At 53.4% G+C, this 18,580-nt stretch carries 19 protein-coding genes and 1 tRNA gene; 8 read left to right on the forward strand and 12 right to left on the reverse strand.

Annotated elements, in window-relative coordinates; genetic code table 11:
- Positions 1 to 236 precede the first annotated feature (236 nt).
- The 4 genes from ABIT76_00065 to ABIT76_00080 all read left to right on the forward strand — a co-directional run bounded on the left by ABIT76_00065 (position 237) and on the right by ABIT76_00080 (position 5,258).
- Positions 237 to 2,441 (forward strand): glycoside hydrolase family 3 C-terminal domain-containing protein, encoded by a 2,205-nt coding sequence (locus ABIT76_00065; protein MEO7931528.1) that lies wholly within the window; start codon positions 237 to 239, stop codon positions 2,439 to 2,441.
- A gap of 86 nt (positions 2,442 to 2,527) precedes the next feature.
- Entirely contained in the window at positions 2,528 to 4,273 is a 1,746-nt protein-coding gene (locus tag ABIT76_00070) for a LacI family DNA-binding transcriptional regulator (GenBank protein ID MEO7931529.1), read from the forward strand.
- Positions 4,274 to 4,419: 146 nt separating this feature from the next.
- A complete protein-coding gene (locus ABIT76_00075; GenBank protein MEO7931530.1) occupies positions 4,420 to 4,542 on the forward strand; it encodes a hypothetical protein in 123 nt (40 codons plus the stop codon).
- Positions 4,543 to 4,904: 362 nt separating this feature from the next.
- On the forward strand, positions 4,905 to 5,258 hold the full coding sequence (locus ABIT76_00080) for a hypothetical protein (GenBank protein MEO7931531.1): 354 nt from the start codon (positions 4,905 to 4,907) through the stop codon (positions 5,256 to 5,258).
- Positions 5,259 to 5,753: 495 nt separating this feature from the next.
- On the opposite strand, the gene ABIT76_00085 is transcribed toward ABIT76_00080, so the two are convergent.
- Positions 5,754 to 6,350 (reverse strand): hypothetical protein, encoded by a 597-nt coding sequence (locus ABIT76_00085; protein ID MEO7931532.1) that lies wholly within the window; start codon positions 6,348 to 6,350, stop codon positions 5,754 to 5,756.
- Positions 6,344 to 6,661 carry a hypothetical protein gene (locus ABIT76_00090; GenBank protein ID MEO7931533.1) on the reverse strand — a complete coding sequence of 106 codons (318 nt, stop codon included), beginning with the start codon at positions 6,659 to 6,661 and terminating at the stop codon, positions 6,344 to 6,346. Before ABIT76_00090 ends, ABIT76_00085 begins: the two co-directional genes overlap by 7 nt.
- Positions 6,662 to 6,736: 75 nt before the next feature.
- Between ABIT76_00090 and ABIT76_00095 the strand changes: the two genes are divergently transcribed.
- Positions 6,737 to 6,811, forward strand: a tRNA-Val gene (locus ABIT76_00095).
- Between the two features lie 1,273 nt (positions 6,812 to 8,084).
- Here ABIT76_00095 and ABIT76_00100 read toward each other — a convergent pair.
- From ABIT76_00100 to ABIT76_00140, 9 genes are all read right to left on the reverse strand, one after another.
- On the reverse strand, positions 8,085 to 8,276 hold the full coding sequence (locus ABIT76_00100) for a helix-turn-helix domain-containing protein (GenBank protein ID MEO7931534.1): 192 nt from the start codon (positions 8,274 to 8,276) through the stop codon (positions 8,085 to 8,087).
- The gene (locus ABIT76_00105; GenBank protein ID MEO7931535.1) at positions 8,257 to 8,871 is read right to left on the reverse strand and encodes a hypothetical protein; all 615 of its coding nucleotides are present in this window, start codon (positions 8,869 to 8,871) and stop codon (positions 8,257 to 8,259) included. Before ABIT76_00105 ends, ABIT76_00100 begins: the two co-directional genes overlap by 20 nt.
- 51 nt (positions 8,872 to 8,922) lie before the next feature.
- Positions 8,923 to 9,720, reverse strand: a complete 798-nt coding sequence (locus ABIT76_00110) for a hypothetical protein (protein ID MEO7931536.1) — start codon at positions 9,718 to 9,720, stop codon at positions 8,923 to 8,925.
- A 24-nt stretch (positions 9,721 to 9,744) separates the two neighbouring features.
- Positions 9,745 to 10,626, reverse strand: coding sequence for a hypothetical protein (locus ABIT76_00115; GenBank protein ID MEO7931537.1), 882 nt, complete (start codon positions 10,624 to 10,626; stop codon positions 9,745 to 9,747).
- A gap of 24 nt (positions 10,627 to 10,650) precedes the next feature.
- Complete coding sequence (locus ABIT76_00120) at positions 10,651 to 11,313, reverse strand: hypothetical protein (GenBank protein MEO7931538.1); 663 nt, start codon at positions 11,311 to 11,313, stop codon at positions 10,651 to 10,653.
- 399 nt (positions 11,314 to 11,712) lie between these two features.
- On the reverse strand, positions 11,713 to 11,946 hold the full coding sequence (locus tag ABIT76_00125) for a DUF4926 domain-containing protein (GenBank protein MEO7931539.1): 234 nt from the start codon (positions 11,944 to 11,946) through the stop codon (positions 11,713 to 11,715).
- The gene (locus ABIT76_00130) at positions 11,943 to 12,275 is read right to left on the reverse strand and encodes a DUF6883 domain-containing protein (protein ID MEO7931540.1); all 333 of its coding nucleotides are present in this window, start codon (positions 12,273 to 12,275) and stop codon (positions 11,943 to 11,945) included. Before ABIT76_00130 ends, ABIT76_00125 begins: the two co-directional genes overlap by 4 nt.
- A 3-nt stretch (positions 12,276 to 12,278) precedes the next feature.
- Positions 12,279 to 12,857 (reverse strand): hypothetical protein, encoded by a 579-nt coding sequence (locus ABIT76_00135; GenBank protein MEO7931541.1) that lies wholly within the window; start codon positions 12,855 to 12,857, stop codon positions 12,279 to 12,281.
- A 49-nt stretch (positions 12,858 to 12,906) separates the two neighbouring features.
- The gene (locus ABIT76_00140) at positions 12,907 to 13,347 is read right to left on the reverse strand and encodes a hypothetical protein (GenBank protein MEO7931542.1); all 441 of its coding nucleotides are present in this window, start codon (positions 13,345 to 13,347) and stop codon (positions 12,907 to 12,909) included.
- Positions 13,348 to 13,389: 42 nt separating this feature from the next.
- Between ABIT76_00140 and ABIT76_00145 the strand changes: the two genes are divergently transcribed.
- On the forward strand, positions 13,390 to 13,704 hold the full coding sequence (locus ABIT76_00145; GenBank protein ID MEO7931543.1) for a hypothetical protein: 315 nt from the start codon (positions 13,390 to 13,392) through the stop codon (positions 13,702 to 13,704).
- Positions 13,676 to 15,670, forward strand: a complete 1,995-nt coding sequence (locus tag ABIT76_00150; GenBank protein ID MEO7931544.1) for a CPBP family intramembrane glutamic endopeptidase — start codon at positions 13,676 to 13,678, stop codon at positions 15,668 to 15,670. Before ABIT76_00145 ends, ABIT76_00150 begins: the two co-directional genes overlap by 29 nt.
- Positions 15,671 to 15,673: 3 nt before the next feature.
- Here the strand turns inward: ABIT76_00150 and ABIT76_00155 are convergent, their stop codons facing one another.
- A complete protein-coding gene (locus ABIT76_00155; protein ID MEO7931545.1) occupies positions 15,674 to 16,903 on the reverse strand; it encodes a KamA family radical SAM protein in 1,230 nt (409 codons plus the stop codon).
- A 144-nt stretch (positions 16,904 to 17,047) separates the two neighbouring features.
- Here ABIT76_00155 and ABIT76_00160 point away from each other — a divergent pair, with 144 nt between their 5' ends.
- Positions 17,048 to 18,538, forward strand: coding sequence for a trypsin-like peptidase domain-containing protein (locus ABIT76_00160; GenBank protein MEO7931546.1), 1,491 nt, complete (start codon positions 17,048 to 17,050; stop codon positions 18,536 to 18,538).
- Positions 18,539 to 18,580 lie beyond the last annotated feature (42 nt).

Below are 18,580 nucleotides of genomic sequence, written 5' to 3' on the forward strand. Positions count from 1 at the left end.
GCGCTGACATTCCTGCCCCTGGCGAAGCGGAGTTTGTCTGACACGAGGTTTCACTAAGCATTCGCGCCCTCTCCACAGCTGCGGACGCTTCAACGATGATTCTCTTGCAGTTAAATCGGGAAACGAGCCGTCTCGCCTCGTGCAGAGCAACGAATGTTACAGAATCATAAGGCGCAAAACCGCCGTGTATTGGAAGTAAGGAAAAGAGGATTAGCTATAAAGACAATTTTGTCACGATGACCTCTCACACTGCCTCTCCGTCGAGTTTTTCCACCAGCCATTCTGAATCCAGCCTTGAAGACCTAGTGGAAAACTTGCTCTCCCTTCTGACTCTGGAAGAGAAAATCGGTCTTGTGCATGGAAACACCAAGTTCAGCACATCGGGCGTGCCGAGATTAAATATCCCGGAGCGCTGGTTGACCGACGGTCCTCATGGCGTTCGCGAGGAGATTTCCCCTGATAGCTGGATGCCAGCCGGGCGCTGGGATGATTATGCGACCGCCCTGCCCATTTCTCTCGCGCTGGCTGCAACTTGGAACCCCGCTTTGGCCCTGACGGGCGGAGAGGTGCTCGGGGCCGAAGCCCGCGCCCGGAAGAAGGACATCCTGCTTGCACCCGGAGTGAACATCCAGCGCACACCGCTCTGTGGCCGCACGTTCGAGTATTTTGGCGAAGATCCCTTCCTCACAACGAGAATGGCGGTGAATTATATTCGCGGCGTGCAATCCCAGGGAGTGGCTGCCTGCGTGAAACACCTGGCGGTGAACAACCAGGAAGTCGAACGAATGACGATCGACGTTGAGGTTGACGAGCGGACTTTGCGCGAAATTTATCTGCCAGCTTTTCAAGCGGCGGTGCAGGAGGCCGGCGTCTGCGTGGTCATGGGCGCCTACAACAAACTGCGCGGCCAGTGGTGTTCCCACAACGACTATCTCCTCAATCACATTCTCAAGGAGGAATGGAAATTCCAGGGGCTTGTCGTTTCCGACTGGAATGCCGTTCACGACACCACCGAGGCAGTTTTTAACGGATTGGATCTCGAAATGGGGACCGAACTCCCACCCGATGAACATTTTCTGGCGGAGCCATTCCGCCAAGGCATCCTCGACGGAACCTACCCGCTCGAAGCTCTCGATGAGAAGGTGCGTCGCAATCTACGTGTGCTGATTGCCACTGGAGGCATGGAGAGCGAAGAGAACCGTCCCGTCGGCCGTCTGGGCACGCCAGAGCATCGCGCCGTCGCAGGCGAAATCGCCGGGGAGGCCATCGTCCTGCTGAAGAATGAGGGAGCTCTCCTTCCCATAGTCCTCGACAAAGTGCGTTCCATCGCCGTGATCGGCGAGAACGCCAGACGCAAACACTCGAAGGGAGGCTTCGGAGCCGGGGTGAAAGTGATGCACGAGGTTAATGCTCTGGAAGGGATCATGCAGCGCTCCAGCCTCGTGACTGACGTCACTTATTCCAAAGGCTACAGTTCCGAGGAAACTACCGGAGACTTGATCGAGCGCGCCGTGGAAGCCGCCCGCCGGGCGGATATCGCCATCGTATTTGCGGGCTTGAGCCGTGCGCTGTATTCCGACGACGAAAGCACAGATCGCGCCAGCCTCGCCCTCCCATTCGGTCAGGACGAGTTGATCAGCCGTGTCGCCGCAGCCAACCCGCGCACCATTGTCGTGATGGTCTCCGGTTCGCCTGTGGCGATGGATTCTTGGATCGGATCGGTGCCGGTGGTGCTACAGGCGTGGTATGGTGGCGTGGAGGCGGGAACCGTCATTGCCAGCGTGCTTTTCGGAGACACGACCCCGTCGGGGAAACTGCCCTGCACCTTTCCCCGCCATCTGGAGGACATTGCGGCTCATGCGTTTGGACCGACGGCCTATCCGGGCCTCGATGGGAAAGTCACTTACGAGGAGGGTCTCATGGTAGGCTACCGCCATTTCGACACCAAGGGCATCGAACCACTCTTTGCCTTCGGGCACGGCCTGTCATACACCGATTTCGCATACTCTGATCTGGAACTGGAAGCTGGCGACGATGGGGTGTTTCTCAATGCAAGCTTCGATCTCGCCAACATCGGCACCTGTCGCGGGGCGGAAGTGGCGCAGCTCTATATTCAGGACATCGAATCCTCTCTACCGCGTCCGGCCAAAGAGTTGAAAGGATTCACCAAGATCACGCTCGAACCGGGCGAGCGGCGGCGCGTCACGATTCCTCTCGACCTGAGAGCCTTTATGTTTTTTCACCCCGAACAGGGTGGCTGGCTGGCGGAAAGCGGGGATTTCCGCATCCTGATAGGCAGTTCGTCCCGGGATCTCCGGCTTGAGACGGTGTATCATCTTAAGAATTCTCAGTTTGAGCCGTTGCAAGCCTCGCCAAGCGGGCGGGCGACGGGCGATTCAGTTTCGATGCCCGCCCTCCTGGCTTGTGAATCCGGGTCTTGAATTCACCAAGGCTACAAAACAGGATGGGGATTCACCGCTGCCCCATCATTGCTGTCCGGGTTTGATCCGGGTAGTCTCAAGAATCCATGAAAACCCAGATTACCGTGCGAACCATCGCGGAGAGCGCCGGAGTTTCGCCCATGACGGTGAGCCGTGCGCTCCGTGGGGAACCGAACGTTGATCCGGATACGGCGGTCCGAATTCGCGAAGTGGCCGATCGGCTCGGCTATCGCCGCAATCTTCTGGTTTCAACCGTCATGTCCACACTGCGTGGAACCAAACAGCCGATGTGCAGTCCTGTCATTGCATTTCTAACTGCGGAGAGCGCATCTTTTCGCCCCGAGCAACGGCTGGCGTCGCAGCTTTATCTCCAGGGGGCTCAGAATATAGCCTCTAAAAGCGGGTTCACGGTTGAAGAGTTCGTGATGGACACAGCCCGGTCGGATTCAAAAACCATATCCCGCATCCTCTATGCGCGAAACATTCGTGGTTTGCTGATCGGCCCGCTCTGTCGCAGTTGCGGCCATCTATCACTGGATTGGAAGGAATTCTCCAGCAGTGCCATTTCTATCAATCTGGTCAAACCAGACATGGACCGTTGTAGCGTCGATCCCGTGCAATCCGTCAACTTGGCGATCCGCAATCTTAAGCGGATGGGATATCGCCGTATCGGCTACGCGATCTCCCCGTTCCAAGTTGCGCTCAGCCATCACCGCAGTCGGGCGATGTATCTGGATTATCAGTGCGAACTCCCGCTAGAGCAGACAGTCGGTTTGATCACGGACTGGTCTTTGCAGGGGCTGTCCAATTGGTTCAAAATGGAAAAGCCAGACGCGATCATCGGGCATGGTGATGAGATTCTTTCCTGGCTAAACGCGCTTGGAATCAGCGTGCCTCTGGACGTTGGCTATGTGGATATCAATATATTTGAGGGCAACCATGTCCCCATTGCCGGCGTGGTCTTTGATTACAAAAGCATCGGAGCGGCAGCGGCAAACATGGTCATCAGCAATCTTTTGCACAATAACCACGGCCTGCCTCAACACCCGGTCCACAGCTATATTCAGGGCTATTGGCGGAACGGCTCCAGCGTGAGCATCCAGACTCAACCTCCCTCCCCAACGAAAGGCAAAAAGGGAGCGAAGTCCCCGAAGAAAGCGGTGCCAAAGATTGAGGAGGAGCCTTTTCATCCCCTGGCCCAGAAGGCCTTCATCCATCAGTGGCAACTCCTCAATCTGCGCAAGGCCGCGACGCATTCCTACCGGAGTCGTAGGGATATCTCCAAATGGGAGGAAGGTCTCGGCCTGCCTCTGGTCGCCGGTCGGCAACAGATCAATGCCGTGCCCTTCCAGTTGATTGATGAAAAGACCAACGCAGGCAAGGGCTTCGTGCTCCTGCAGAATCAAGCTCCTCTCACAATGCCTGTTGGCAACGCCTGCGAAGCCGTTTTCTTTTTGATCGCGGCGGGCTTTATTTCCTCTCATGGGGCCATCGCTGAGATGGTCTATAAGTGGGCGGATGGAGAGGAGGAATCCCAGCCCCTAGTCGCATACTTCACCCCTCCGCCCGATGCCAGCGTGCAAGATCGCTGGGTATCCGAATCCGGCGTGCAGGATTGGTGGCCCTCCTTTCCGCATTTCCATAATCAGGCCGCAAAGGCGTTCAGGCTGGGTGCAAACGATGAAGATCCCGTGGAATGGCGCTATCTCTACACATTGCAGTGGATTAATCGCCGGCCCAAATACGACCTAAGCAGCATCACCATCCGGCATCTGCCCAACAACGACACCAAACTCGCCGTCTTCGCGGCGACTCTATTGCTCCCTAGATAAACGCGGTTATGCACATGTTGAAGAAACGCGCCTTCCATCAAAGCACGTAATAACGCCATTTGCGCGTTATATAATTTTGACGACGGCCTCTTTGGCTGCGCGTCAAAACGGACATTCCGTCCAGCAACATTAACCAAGCAGGTATCATGGCTAGACCCAACCCCTATAGTCCTGCGATCTCCTGTTTTCTCGTTTCCGTCCTCTATCACGAGGCGAAACGTAGAAAGATGCCGATGACCTGGCTCACCAACTTGCTGCGCGGCAACTGAAGAACTCGGAAAGCTGGCAAGAGACCCAGAGTCTGCGGATCGCAAAGGAACCCGTCGCTAAGCACTAGCGATTACTATATCAAGGCACGACAGCCGACCACATGGTCGGCTTTTTTGTGCTCTCAACCAAACAACCAACACGAAAGGAATAAAATTATGGCCATCATACTAGAAGCCAGTTACAGCAAAAAATTGGGACTACCCCATTTCAGTAGTCATTCATACGTCGTTAGCATTCGCACAGAATTAACCGACGTCGCCCAAGTCCCGGAAGAAAGCAGTCGTCTTTACCGGTTGCTACAGGACACCGTGGACCACGACATCCAGCAAGTCGGATTCATCCCGATGCCACCCGCTACGGCATGTCTCATCCGGAAGGCAGCAACCGAGACCAGCGCCAAAATGGCAATGGCAATGGGCAGCGGAATGACAGTAACGGGCACCATAATGGCGACCCCGATGCACCACCCACTAACGGCACTGGGCGCAATGGCTACACGAATGGCCGAAGCCATCGGCCCGGCACTCCCGTTAGTGCCAAGCAGCTCGACTTAATCAACCGGATCATCCGGGAGAACAACGCGGACCGAACCGAGGTGGAAACCACCGCCGTGGAAATGTTCGGCGTTGGACTGAGAGAACTCAATTCGACGCAGGCCAGCAACCTGATCGATAAGCTGTTCGGGGGGAAGTCCCGGGGAAGGCAGGCGGCATGAATACGCTCGTCGCCCGACCCAAGCAGAGATATTTAGAATCATCTGACGAAGGCTGACCTTTGTGCTCTTACATCAACTCCGCCATTTTTTTTGAGTGACTGCGGTTCACGTGACTATAAGTATCCAAAGATCAGCTTGCCGCCATCTTTGTGGCATTGCCATTCTGCGATCACTTTCATGTCCCACCCCGTTCTATGGCTCGCGTGATGAACATGCGTCGAAGCGAGCGTGCTTAAGCCCTTGCACGTGCAAGGTGATTCGTCATTGTGAGAAGCCTAAGTATCAGAGGGATCCGGCCTAAGGTTCCTTAATCCACCATTATCGCTGCCATCCTCTCAGCATGAGAATTTCGCACGTGGCTGTAAGTCCCAAGAATTAAGCGGCCACCGTCAGAATGGCCCTACCAATCTGCAATCACTTTGACATCAACACCTTTTTCAATACAGCGGGTAATGAACATCCGGCGGAACGACCTCTGGGTGTGAGCCGGAAGTTTTAATCGGTTGCAGGCGGACTGTAGGGCTTTCTTTGCGTTTCTCCGAGTGCTGGCCTTTTGATTTCTGCTCTTGGCGAGATTGAGCGGAAAAGGGGATCAGTCTGCTCCAGAGCCTTCTCATACCGTTTCAATACCAAGGCTCGGGCCTGTGGAAAGATTGGAATAAAATACGGCTTACAGGTCTTCACGCGGAAGAATGTCAGTTGCTGTTTGGAAAGATTTACGTGCTGCTTTGCGATGCCGCTGGTCTCCGCTTGGCCTACGCCAAGGAGACCAAGAAACTCCAGAAAATCCGCACTCTCTTCAGCGTCAGCATTTCCTTTTTGGGAGCGCACATCAGCGATGATCACGCGAAACTCTTCATAACTGGGCGTGACACGGCGCGGCGTGACCACTTTTTTTACCTTTAGAGTTCGCGCCGGTGAATCTGCGAGAGCTTTGTCGGTCACGGCCACCTCGAAAAGCGCCTTCAACACCTGAATGTAGTGGTTGTAGGATGAATACTTGAAGCGGTGCGACTCCAGCCAACCTGAGAGATCAGATGGCTTGATCTTGGAAATTTCTACGCCGCTGCGCAGCGGAAAATCGTTCAGCAAGCGCCGGATGATGTGTTTTCAGCGCGACAGTGCTTGCCCCCCTGCCCTTGGATGGTTGTGAGATAGCGTTCTGCAAGAGAAGCAAGAGTTAATTTCCCCTGCGATGCATCCACACGCCCCATCTCGCGCTGCCGGTCTCCCAGCAGCCGTTTAGCCATCGGCTTGTCCGTAGTTTGAAGGGAGAGGCGTTTCTGTTTGCCCTCATGCTTGAACAAGGCATAATATACTCCATTCGATGAGTACCGATACAGACATGGCACTTCCGTTTTCTGGAAGATTGGTTTCGAGCCTGAAACCAGGGTTTTCTTCATGCTCTGAGCCTACAGGTTACAAAGCTTTTTTGAGAGTGTTCGTATTCATCGCAAACTGTTGAATACTAAGGTATTGCGCGATTAGCTCAGTGGTAGAGCGCTTGCTTCACACGCAAGATGTCGCAGGTTCAAACCCTGCATCGCGCACCATTCCCCATCTGCGGGACTAACATGGACGGAGTGTGACAAATCGTAACTAAACTCCTGATTATCAGGCACTTCCGATTCAAGAAATTTTACTTCATTCGTGACAGCCTGTGACGACGTTTGACTCTCACGGACTATTTCAGGTGTGCTTTTAGGTGTGCTTTCCGAAACCTTTGTTTTTGGCATCAGCAGCGAAGGAAGGGCACGAATGGCGTCACCTGTCGGCAGCAATCCCGCATCGGTGTAAGTTTTGGCCGTCAGGTTGGGATCACTGTGCCGCATCAGTTCCATCGCGGTTCTCATCGTTTCGCCATTTAGGGCGAGGAACGTGCAGAACGTATTTCTTAAAGCATGAAGATCGATCCTACGGCCCGAAGCATCTATGGGTTCGATTCCAGCAGCCTTCAAATCGTATTGCAGCACAGGCACTTTCGGGACTTTTGGAAATACGAGATCGGACGCCTTAAAGTCAGCAGGCCGATAGGCGCGTAATACGTTTGCCAGTTCTTCATCAATCGCCACGGCAGCGGCTCGATGGTTCTTGGTGGTCGATGCGCGGGCCGTTGCAAAACAATGTTCACCATCGAGCGCGATGTCTTGCCAGCGTAGTTGCTCCAATTCGCCGCGCCGAAAACCCGTCTCCAAAGCAAAATGATAAACGACGCCTCTTTCCTTGCTCACGGCAATCAGCCGCCGGGCATCTTCGACACCCAAAGCTCTGCGATAGAAAGATTTGTCTGCATCGTTCTTGATTAGCTCGACGGTAAACAAAGGATTCGAGGGAATTTGTCCCCGTTTTACCAAGGCATTAAAAAGGGCCGATATAGTGATTAGATATTCATTCAGCGTTTTCGCGGTCTTGGTTTGTTTTTGACGCCATTTACGAAAGGACTCCGCTGATACTTCCTTAACGGTCTTCCAACCGCATTCACGGCAAAGGAGATGCACTTGCGCCTCGAATCCGCGCACGTAACGCTCATCACGCCGAAGCTGACGAAGTTCTGCAACGTGGCTGGAAAGTAATTCTGAGATCGGGCGGTTCAATCCGTCTCGAATAGCCTTGGCGGGAATTAAGCCTTCACTTTCCATTTCCAGCTCTTTCACAATCCGAGCTAATTTTGCTTGTGCCACTTGGCGATCCGTCGTGAAGAGACAGATGGTTTTTCTTTCTGAATTTTCAGCCAAGCAATAAGTGCCGAAGTAATTTTTAGAAATTATTTTCTTCCCATCGACGACCCTCTTGCGTTTATGGATATAACTGGTGCGATTCATGGCGTTAGTGGTTGGCGAGTTTGCGTTGCATGTAATTCAAAATGGCGGATTCAGGCAGCTTGGAAAGTTTCCCGATTTTGACAATGGGCGGCAGTTCCCCTTTCTGACACATGCGGCGAATGGTCCGGGCGCACACATCCAGTTTTCCCGCCGCTTTTTTGAGGCTTATGAAATTATCATCTTTCTCGATCTTCATCCTTTGCCCTTCTAGCTTTTGCTCTTTCTCTCAATTCCTCGGCACTCAAAGGTTTCTGGAAAGGCATTTTTGCTAATGAAATCAAGAAATCCATCGGAGATTCTCCGTCCACTTCCAGAGAATCAAGCAAACCCATTCTTTCATTTTTGTTCTGCCATTGGAGAAATTCTCCATGCCAGTCCGGTTTTGACCCCTCCAGATCTTCAATTGTGATTGCGCCTTGTTTTACAGCTCTCTCTTCCAATTCTTGCCTCCAAGCCTTTGCCTCACTTGCCGGAACATAACCATAAGGATTTTCTCTCAAAATCTTGTTTTTTCCGAAAAGGGTGGTCTTTCGATACGTGACGTGAAATAGAAAAATGGAAAGCTTTCCCTCTTTAATCCGCTTGTAAACGGCGGCTCTCGAAACCGGGCAATACATCCCGACTCCACCAGGGGAAACAGAGGGGCCAATGATTTCTGTAATTAACTCAAACCACGCCGCCGCTTCTTCCTGCGATCCATCACGACGATACATACGTGTGCCAGAATCGGGTTTTCCAACCAACGAATAAAGTTCGGTGGGAATCTCGACAAATGGAAAATCAGTTTGCACAAAGCAAACTGCAATGATGTTTACATTTTGTCAACTCGCTATGAATCTTATTCAACTCGGGATCAGTGATTCGAGAAATTCTGTGAGTTTCCAAACCGGACAGAAATTGATTAGATGTTCCGTAGCAAGGTCACAATGATCGTTCCGACCGCGTAAAATGCCTGCGAGTTCGAATTTGTCGCTGAGGCCAGAATAAATCCAGAGTCCAGAACCACTCATTCCGCGCAAATCGCGTGCGCCCCCAGAGGGTTGGAAGCCGACGAGTTGAGGGGCGACATTGGTATTCAGTTCTAAAAGATCCTTTTCGGCAAAATCGCTCACGATCTTTTCAGGGAGCACTTCCATAATTGGTCCGTGGGCAATATAGACTGGCGTGTTCATGTAAAGAACAAGATCTGGATACTGAAAATATCTCTGAGCAAATCCCGGCGTTCCGTAAATGAAGGAAAGTAAGCCGAGATTCTTGCTTAAATTATCGAAGGTGAACGGACTCTGCGAAAGATCGTACGCACTTTTCGGAATGTCTTGGAGCTGTATTCCCTTCAACCGAAAGACAGCGACATCACAAGCAATGTCACTTCCGATAAATTCCATTGGGGGAACTTCGTGTTTCATATCCTCCTCGATCATGTCCTTTTTGAGGCGCAGGGGACCGGTAAAATAGTCTCGGTCATTTTTAAGGACATGGTGGCAGGTAATGACGTATTCCAACCCTCGAAATAGAACATGCACACAGCCTGCGGCTCCGCATTTCCCTGTCCCTTTCTCGATGGAAAGGACGATATCAGTGTGAATTCCGATTTGCGGCTCCCTCAGCGGGAGGAGATGGGCAACGTCTTCGTTTGTCATTTTCGTAAACGGTATGTTTGTCGTTTATATGTCATCCGGCATGAGTGCCATATCTGCCAGATAAATTTCGTGGGCACGGAAGTCTCTAGGATTTAGGGCAGATTGAATTTTTAGTATATTCTTCTGTAACTGTTTTGGTGGAATCTGTGAATAGCTTTGCTGGATTTTAGCGGCGCTTTCGGCGATTGTTTCATTCATCAATTGAACCAAGAGGCCCCCTTGCTTAGAAGCATCCATGGTTCCAGTTTTTGGAACAATCGTCCCTGCCGCGCCGGGCAGCCCGAAGGTTTTTTCGAGATCAGAGCGTGAAAATAAAGTGATGATTGAGGGCAGTTTCACGTAGCTGATGGTCACCTCCTCGTTTGTGTGGGGACTATAAAAAGGAAAGGTTGTGCCGTGAACCGATTGGTGAAGGTAAGTATTACTTCCCGCCGGGAGGCCGCAAGCGGGGTCCCTAATCAAAGGAACAAATTCCATGTAAAAATGGCAACCCGTCGGTGGAATCAGTTCGGCCAAGCAGACCTGCCGTAATTCCTGGTGCATGACTGTTGATTGCGCCAATCCTCTCTGTGGCTTCTTGTCCATCGCCTGCTGAAGGCACCGAAAATGAATAGAGGCTAGGAACAGGGAAATTGCTTCCGTGACCTGATAAGTGCTCTGAGCTTTTTCAACCCACGGGCGAAAGAATTTTGCGCTGAAAGCCCCCTCCCATTTGCTGAAAAGCACCTCGCAACTCGTACAGAGGTAGTCGGACTTCCATCCGTCCTGATAGGGTTTACCGATGTCATCGGTGTTTCTCAATGTTCCGTGAGGTGTGCATGCCTTGAGCCAACGGAAGACAAATTTTGAGACAACGTGGCTGTTCTCAATTGGAGGATTCGACTGGCAGAGAATGCATGTTTTCATCAGATTTGTAAGGAACACAAGGCACTAAAATTTAACTCGAAAAGCGCGCGCTGGAATGGGAAGTCCATCCATCGGTGGCTTGTTTGCGGCGATATTCGCTTCAATCTGCTTTTCGAACCTCGCGACGTAATACATAGGTGATAGAAACCCCTGTAATGCTGGGTCTTGAAAATAGTAAATCTGAGGATCAAATCCTGTAATGTTGCAAAACATATGGTGAAACGACTCAAATGTCTGACCGGTGCTGCAATTTCCTTGGTCCATGTTTATTTCCGAGTTCCACCGACCCTGTCCGTCTTGATGCGACAAACAGTCCACGTAGAGGACCGCTGACGCATGAAGGAAATCCCAGATTAGCTCCTTACGAGCTTTCCCGTCGGCCTGTCGTTGATTGGTGCCGAGAAAACGAGGGTGCCCGCTGATTTCTCCTGCGTCATAAGCGAGATCGGCAGCTCCCCCGGTGACATGCATACTCTTGGCAAGTTCCTTGGCCTTCTTTTCGATGGCTTTCACGTCTCGTGTATAGAAACGGAATAAGGCACTTTTATTGCCTCCCGTCTCGTATCTGGTAAACCAGTATCGCTTGACCTTACCTGTGCTCAAGAGTGGAACAACGATCTGCCCGACAAAAGTCTCGAACCAATTCGCGGCGTCAAACGGGGCGGCGTTCGGGAGTTGAAATTGCATCGAGACCAACCGAAAAGGGAACAATATGTCTTGGATTATTTTCAGGAAGTGCATCTTATTATGCCCTATCGTTGAAGGCTTTGCGTATGCGAGACAAATCTCGGAATGGTCGATGGCACGGGACTGTACCAAGCATAAAATGAGCTATTTTTGTTGAGAGGACTCTACCACTGCTTCTATTTTGTAAGCATCCCAAAAGTCACCTCCCGAGCAACCATACAAAAATTCTGCCCTTGCCTTGCACCGGCCATGCTTTTTGCTTTGCCGCCCTTCCGATAGAGTGTTCCGGCTGGTCAGCAGCCTCAGAGGATGAGGAGAGGCTGCTACGCGGCTTCAATGGTTTTTTACGATGCGCTCATTGCCTCGCTGGCTAGAGACAGAGTGAGAGCAAAAAATAATTTAAGCCGCCATTGCTGGCTCGTGGCGTAAAATAAGAAATTGGCTTCGATTCAGTTCAGCAAAAGCAATCGTTCGGCCTTGCTTGTCGCAGAATTCCACCTCGAATACATCGGGGGCCAGTGTCTCGACAATCGTTCCCACCTGACCAGCCGCGAGCTTTTCCGCTGGAATGTCTTCCAGAAGAGCGACCACTTCGAGTAATGCAGCAGGTGTCGTTTGCACGGGTAATTTCATAGCACGTAACAAGAGGTAAGACGAGGGAAATTTTCTCCACCACGGACCATCCAGTCCCTGCGAACCATCGCGGAAAGTGAACCTTTGCGAAGAAGAAAATCCACGGAATAGCGACGGCCATACACGGAAACCCTGCCAGTTTTACATTCTGCTTGCAGGACAGCTGCGAGCAAATGATCTCGCAGCCATTCGGCATCGCTGGCGTCGATTTCCAGAGCACTCCAGAATACGCGGGCTTTGTTTTTTCCCTCTTCGTGTGTCTCACTCAGGCTGTAATCCCGCAACTTGGCGAGGTCGACGAAGGCGTTTGATGCGTTGGGAAGTTTCACAAATTAGACAGGGCAGGGCACGGTTCCTTTTACCATCAACTCATCCCAAGAGCACATCCAAAATGGTTTGTCTCCCGGTCCCAAGCCATCGGTCCACCCTTCTTCCGCAGATCGTATTTCCTGCATGGAAACAATCCGTAGCCGGTCGAAGAATCCTTTGTTGCCTTTCCAGTGCAGCCAATCTTTGCACGCCCGATAAATGGTGCAGAAACGGGATTCAAAAACCACATCTTTGACCCTTGTCCAATCCCAATCTCCGAAACCAGCCCAGAGCCGCCAGCGTTTTAGGCAGGGTGGACGTTCCTTGCTCAGATATTTTCCCAGATAGGCGGCACGCTCGACGGGCATTTGCATGACGTGGATTCTGCCCCATCCGGCTTGGGCAGCGAGAACTCTTGCGGCATTGACATCAATCCATTGGTTCGTGACCAGGTGAACATGCAGACCGTGTGACTTGTGCATCTCAAATACCCGTAGCCCGCAGAGTTTCGGCCAGCGCACTTTGAGAAGTGTCAGTAAGTGATTCCACCGTTTGCGGGTGTCTTTGATGTCCAACAATTCAGCAAAGGTGAAGGTCCACATAAAAAGTGTCTCCTTACCAAGGGTTTGAGTGGCGAAAAGGTAAGCGGCTTTACTCTTTGTCATGGGTTCCTTGGAGTTGTTTGTTAATAGACAAGATTAAGGGGCCATCCGTTGCCTCGCCTTGCGGCGAGGCAACGGATGGCCCCTCAATTTCGACTTCTTCCGGCTCTCTCAAGGAGAGTTTGCCAAAGACATTTCCGTTTTTTCTTTCCAGACTCTCCAACTCGAAAGCATAGACTTTGCCTTTTTCGACATGGGTGGGAACTTGAGATGGATCGACGGTAGGCGTTCGCACGCCTCTGGTAAGGCGAACGACTTCAAAACCAAAGGCACTCCTACGCTCGATGAAATAAGTGATGTAGAGGGATTTCGCTTTTAGACCGGATTTCTCATCGACATAGCCGGACTCTTTCACATCGGCAGCACGGACTTCACCCACCATCATCACAAGTCCCTTGGCAACATACCGGGCCAGTTCGTCCATTTTCATGGTGACTCCTCCTTTGGCCGAGCCGAACGAACAATTTCAAGAATGGCGGAACGGATGCCAATTGAAAGCAACGGCCACGATGAGAAAATTTCAGCTAAATTTGCCCGATCTAATGAATCAGGTGTGCTTTTAGGTGTGCCGTCATTTGTAAGTCTTGATATTTCAACATTATCTAGCAGGTTCAAACTGCATCGCGCACCACTTTTTTTGTTCAGGTCTGATGAATGGCTCGGGAGGAAACCCAACGAACCCATCTCTCATGCGAAATTATCGGCTCGTCTCTTTTCACTTACAGAGGGGTTCCATCGCAATCTGGCTGGTGCTTGGGATGCTATTCGGGTGTGGCTGGACGGCTGAATTACCGGCAAAAGAATTGCCGCCGCGTCAGGAAGTGACGGTTCTTTCTCCCGCTTACACGCGTAATCTGGAGGTCTCGGCCAGCACCCGCCGATTGCGCGTGGCGCAGGACACCGCCGGACTGGAAGCGCTGGCGGCTGAACTGCGGGTCAGTAAAGAATCCCTCAAGTCGGGCACGTGGCTGCTGACCACTTTCTATGAGTGCGCGGTGGTTGTCCCGGAAGATGATCCTGCGGGAGACCAGACAGCGATGGCGTTTTATGAAAAGTGGGCCGCAGATAGTCCGGAAAGTATCACCGCCCAGCTTTGTCTGGCTCAGGCTTATGTGGATTACGCCTGGATCGCGCGCGGCAGCGGCTGGGCCAGCACCGTGACGGCGGAAGGTCAGAGGTTGATGGACGAGCGTCTGGCCCTCGCCTGGAAAGTCTTGGAAAAAGCCAGGGGACTTCCAGAAAAATGTCCCCAATGGACGGTGGTGGCGCAATCTGTTGCGCTCGGCCAAGGCTGGAGTCACGAGCGTTATTTCGCGATGGTCGAGGAGGCAATCCGGCGCGAGCCGACCTATGGACAAACCTATAACTCGGCTTGTTACTGGCTGCTTCCGCGCTGGTATGGCGAGAAAGGCGACTTCGAAAAATGGATCGCGAAACTAGCCGACGCTCACCCGGAAAAAGACAAGCACTACGCCCTTCTCGTCTGGCAGGCCGATGCCATGAACATGCCGGACGAAATGGTTTTTGCCAACGACCGGCTGGATTGGGAGCGAGCGAAACGCGGCTTTACGATCTGGACTCAGCAAGATCCCGAAAGCCTGCCATTGAGGAATGAATTCATCCACCTCGCCATGCTGGCAAATGACCGGGCAACGACCAGGGCGCAGTTCGATGTCATTGGCGGAAAATACTGGCCGTCGTTCTGGCACAAAAAACCGGCCTCCTTCGAGCAGGCACGCCAGTTTGCCTATGCGAATGGGGAAAATCCGCTGAGATCGCATTCGACTTCAACTCGGCGTCCGCTAGATCCACGCGTGGGCCAATGGATCACCATCGCCGCGCACTCGCTCGGCGGCTTTCTCGTGGGCACTTTTTGCCTGATTCTCGTCTGGCAACGTCGCCGCCCGCTGGAGGGCTTTCTCGTCCTCGCCATTTCCATCGTTCTGGCGGTGCTCTACGGAACCGCCGCCGCTGCCGTTCCATCGGCTGTTTTCGTTCTCTACCTCTGGTCGAAAGAACCGTCCGATCTGCCCGAAAAACCTCCGCATCTCTGGGGCCGCACATTGCTCAGCGTGCTGCTGCTCATGGGCTTCAATGTGATCGTGCAAATCGTAGCCACCATTTTCGCACTGATGCCGGGCTTGGCGGCGAGTGATTTTCACACTGCATCCGCCCAAGGACTTGCCTCCCAGCTCATGGCGTCCGGCGAGGGATTTCTCATCATCGCCAATGCGCAGTGGCTGACTTTGCTGCTGCTCCTGGTCGTGTGCGGGAGACAGCCGCGCTCCGGCTGGCGGGATTATTTCGCCCTGCATCCCACGCCATTGGGACGCGCTGCGCTCTCCATTTTCATCAGCGGAATCGTCATTCTCGGCTCCGGATTTTTCATGGAACGAATGGACGATCCACGGACCAAAGAGTCGCTCCAGTTGATTGCGAACGGCATCCATTCTCCTGTCGTTTTCTTCCTCACCATCGTCATTCTGGCACCGATTTTAGAGGAATTGGTCATGCGCGGCTATGCCTTCCGCGGCTGGTTGCCGAAGTTTGGCTTCGCCGGAACCGTGTTGGCGACTTCCACTATTTTCGCGCTAACCCACGTCCAATACGGCTGGACTGGGCTGGTCCACGTCTTCGTGCTCGGTTGGGCGCTGGGCTGGCTGCGCGGCAAAACAGGGAGCATCTATCCCTGCATCGCCCTGCATTTGGCCAACAATCTCCTCTACGTTCTCAGCTCGGGAGCAGCGACCTGAGTTTTACGAATAAAGATATTCGTCGTAGCGATCTCGGTGGCGGATAGGACTGGAACTCGGGCCGTTTTGCGGATCCTGGACTTCGGGATATTCGAAAATATCACCCTCGTAGTTACGAATGACGATTCGTTCGTGATCGTGGTGCAGGACGTAGCCAGGGTTGATCGGGACTTTGCCGCCGCCGCCGGGGGCGTCGATGACAAATTGCGGCACAGCGTAGCCCGTGGTGTGTCCGCGCAGGCCTTCGATGATTTCGATGCCTTTCGCCACGGAAGTGCGTAGGTGCGAGGAGCCGTTGATGAGGTCGCACTGGTAGATGTAATACGGGCGAACGCGGCACATCAGGAGCTTGTGCACGAGCGCTTTCATAACGGGCAGCGTGTCGTTGACGCCTTTTAAGAGGACGCTCTGGTTGCCGAGCGGAATGCCGTGGTTGGCCATCATTTCGAGCGCCGCCTTCACTTCGGTGGTGAGTTCGCGCGGGTGATTGGTGTGGATGCTCACCCAGAGCGGGTGGTATTTTTGAAGCATCTGGCAGAGCTTCGGCGTGATGCGTTGCGGCAGGAAGATGGGGACGCGGCTGCCGATGCGGAGAAACTCGATGTGCTCGATCTTCCGCAGGCTGCTGAGGAGATATTCGAGTTTGTCGTCGGAAAAAAGCAGGGCGTCGCCACCGGAAAGGAGAACGTCGCGAATCTCCGTATGCTTCTCCAAATATTGAAACGCCTGCTCGAAATCCGTGTGCAACTCCTGCTCGCCGACGCCGCTCACGACCCGGGCGCGGGTGCAATAGCGGCAATAGGCGGCGCAGCGGTCCGTGACCAAAAACAGCACGCGATCCGGGTAGCGATGCACCAGTCCCGGCACCGGCATGTGGCTGTCCTCGCCGCAGGGATCGGCCATGTCGTAGGGAGACGTCCAACTTTCCTCGACTCGAGGAACGACCTGTCGGCGGATCGGGCAATCGGGATTTTCCCGCTCGATGAGGTTGAAATAATGCGGTGTGACAGCGAGCGCGAGCTTGTTGCCGGAGAGCAGGACTCCGGCGCGTTCCTCTTGGGAAAGAACGAGATGTTTCTCGAGTTGCGTCAGGGTGGTGACGCGATTCTTCATCTGCCATTTCCAGTCGTTCCACTGCTCGGGCGTGACGTCGGGCCAGTAGCCGGGAGCATGGGAAAGGAATTTTTTCTCGGGCAGGACTTCCGCGACGGCAGGCGCTTGTTCTATGTTCATCGAATTACGAGCAAAGTTAGGTGAGGAGAGTGGAATGTCAAACGACGTCGTGCGGAGTTATTCATCCCGTTAACGCGCAAAAGCGGCGGGCGGATTTGCTTTTTGAACGACTTTTGCGATTCTGCGGTCTGGGTTCTACTCAACATGGTTTCACGTTCATTTTGTCTCTCGTTCTGCGCGGTTTTCGCGACTTCCATCGCTATCACAGCTCCCCTCTCCGCCGCTGGTCCGGGCGATCTGGTGCGGCAGTTGAATGAGGCTTACATCAACGTCTTCGACAAGGTCTCGCCCTCAGTCGTGGTCATCGAGATCGAGAAACCGGTCACCACTGGCAGCCAGTCGCCCGCCGATATTTTGGGAATGAACCAGGCTCCGGATGCGGACGGCGATTCGGCTCCCGCTCAGCCGGAACTGAGCGAGGGCTCGGGCATGATCTGCCGACCAGACGGTTATATTTTTACGAACAGCCACGTGGTCGATGCGACTGCCAAGATGACGGTGAAATTAAAGGACGGCCGCTCGTTTCCCGCGAAGCTCGTCGGCAGCGATCCGATGTCCGAGGTCGCGGTGATCAAGATCGAAGCCAAGGATTTGCCGGTGGTGGAGTTTATCGACAGCGATGCTGTGCGCGTCGGCCAGATTGCCTGCGTGATCGGTGCGCCGTATAATTTCACCTACTCATTCACGACCGGCGTGATCAGCGGAAAAGGCCGCAACCAGAACCTGCTCGACTGGCGCTGGAGCGGGTTGTTTGAGGATTTTCTTCAGACCGACGCCTCGATTAATCCCGGAAACAGCGGCGGTCCCTTGCTCGACATCGACGGCAAAGTCATCGGAATGAACACCCTCATCCAAGGTATCAATAAGGGACTCGGATTCGCCATTTCCTCGAATTTGCTGCGGCGCGTCGGCGACGAACTTATCGCCCACGGAAAAATCGCCCGTCCGTGGCTGGGACTCGGCATCCAGTCGGTGCAGGAAATTTCCAAGAGCTCAAAGAAATATCAGGCGCTGAAAGACGGCGTGATCGTGATGAGTCTTTCCAACGACGGCCCGGCGTTGCAAAGCGAGTTGCGCCCGCAGGACGTGATCCTGAAAGTGGACGACACGCCGGTGAAGGAAACGATCGATCTCCAGCGGGAAGTCCAGAAGAAAAAAGTCGGGCAGACGGTGAAGCTGGCCGTCTGGCGCGATGGCAAGGAACTCACCATCCCGGTGCGCACGGCGGAAATGCCGAGCAATCTCACCGCGAAAAACGAGCCCGACGAGGAAACGACGCCAGCCGATCCGGACATGGACGATTCCAAGCCCGAGATGGATTCGCCCGAGGCTCGCCATTCCGATGCAACTCCCGGCGTGGGCCTGGAGGTGCAGGTGCTCACTCCCGAGCTGGCCGAGGCGAGAAAACTCAAGGCCAAGGTGGGTCTGATTGTAACCGAAGTCGCCCCCGACAGCGAGGCGGCGGTGGCGGGTGTGCGGGTCGGTGACGTAATTACTGAGGTAAATTCGCAGATCGTCAGCGACGAGAAATCCTATGCCGCAGCCCTCAGCAAAGGCGACAAATCGAAGGGCACTTTGCTCTTTGTGGAGCGCGATAAAAGCAGCGCTTTTCTGGTCCTAAAGCCGGCGGAATAAAAAATTAAAAAGAAAATACATTTTTCTTACTTTACCACGCGA

Source organism: Chthoniobacterales bacterium, assembly GCA_039930045.1.
Classification (GTDB): Bacteria; Verrucomicrobiota; Verrucomicrobiia; order Chthoniobacterales; family DASVRZ01; genus DASVRZ01.

Bases quoted from the DNA above. Each gene is read 5' to 3' on its own strand.
- ABIT76_00135 (MEO7931541.1), bottom strand. From the start codon at position 12,857: ATGTGGACCTTCACCTTTGCTGAATTGTTGGACATCAAAGACACCCGC.
- ABIT76_00080 (MEO7931531.1), top strand. From the start codon at position 4,905: ATGTCTCATCCGGAAGGCAGCAACCGAGACCAGCGCCAAAATGGCAAT.
- ABIT76_00070 (MEO7931529.1), top strand. From the start codon at position 2,528: ATGAAAACCCAGATTACCGTGCGAACCATCGCGGAGAGCGCCGGAGTT.
- ABIT76_00110 (MEO7931536.1), bottom strand. From the start codon at position 9,720: ATGACAAACGAAGACGTTGCCCATCTCCTCCCGCTGAGGGAGCCGCAA.
- ABIT76_00100 (MEO7931534.1), bottom strand. From the start codon at position 8,276: ATGAAGATCGAGAAAGATGATAATTTCATAAGCCTCAAAAAAGCGGCG.
- ABIT76_00090 (MEO7931533.1), bottom strand. From the start codon at position 6,661: ATGAAGAAAACCCTGGTTTCAGGCTCGAAACCAATCTTCCAGAAAACG.
- ABIT76_00140 (MEO7931542.1), bottom strand. From the start codon at position 13,347: ATGAAAATGGACGAACTGGCCCGGTATGTTGCCAAGGGACTTGTGATG.
- ABIT76_00065 (MEO7931528.1), top strand. From the start codon at position 237: ATGACCTCTCACACTGCCTCTCCGTCGAGTTTTTCCACCAGCCATTCT.
- ABIT76_00150 (MEO7931544.1), top strand. From the start codon at position 13,676: ATGCTATTCGGGTGTGGCTGGACGGCTGAATTACCGGCAAAAGAATTG.
- ABIT76_00155 (MEO7931545.1), bottom strand. From the start codon at position 16,903: ATGAACATAGAACAAGCGCCTGCCGTCGCGGAAGTCCTGCCCGAGAAA.
- ABIT76_00075 (MEO7931530.1), top strand. From the start codon at position 4,420: ATGGCTAGACCCAACCCCTATAGTCCTGCGATCTCCTGTTTTCTCGTT.
- ABIT76_00160 (MEO7931546.1), top strand. From the start codon at position 17,048: ATGGTTTCACGTTCATTTTGTCTCTCGTTCTGCGCGGTTTTCGCGACT.
- ABIT76_00145 (MEO7931543.1), top strand. From the start codon at position 13,390: ATGGCGGAACGGATGCCAATTGAAAGCAACGGCCACGATGAGAAAATT.
- ABIT76_00120 (MEO7931538.1), bottom strand. From the start codon at position 11,313: ATGCAATTTCAACTCCCGAACGCCGCCCCGTTTGACGCCGCGAATTGG.
- ABIT76_00125 (MEO7931539.1), bottom strand. From the start codon at position 11,946: ATGAAATTACCCGTGCAAACGACACCTGCTGCATTACTCGAAGTGGTC.
- ABIT76_00115 (MEO7931537.1), bottom strand. From the start codon at position 10,626: ATGAAAACATGCATTCTCTGCCAGTCGAATCCTCCAATTGAGAACAGC.